Source organism: Tepidiforma sp., from assembly GCF_026419595.1.
Taxonomy (GTDB): domain Bacteria; phylum Chloroflexota; class Dehalococcoidia; order Tepidiformales; family Tepidiformaceae; genus Tepidiforma.
The window spans coordinates 1-238 of sequence record NZ_JANZZD010000149.1 but is presented as its reverse complement, the minus strand read 5'-3'; the positions used below and the strand labels follow the sequence as shown (position 1 = coordinate 238).

Genomic DNA, 238 nt, shown 5'->3' with positions numbered 1-238 from the left:
CGGCGCGCAAGAGCCGTCCGCGCCCGCGCAGAGCAGCGACGATTTCGGGATCGGCGTCCTTGACAAACTTGCCGGCGAACTCGCCGACCCGCTCGTCGAACGTACCGTCCTCGCGGACCGGGTTGTGCACGGGCAGACCGTGCTCCTGGCCAAGCCGGAAGTCGTCCTCGCCGAAAGCAACAGCGGTGTGAACGACCCCGGTGCCTTCGTCGGTGGTAACAAAGTCAGCGGCCAGAAC

Annotated in this window: 1 protein-coding gene; it reads right to left on the bottom strand. The window is 66.8% G+C overall.

What is annotated here, in order from left to right:
- On the bottom strand, positions 1–238 hold a 238-nt coding region (locus N2041_RS14875), incomplete at both ends, for a class I tRNA ligase family protein (protein WP_297679430.1).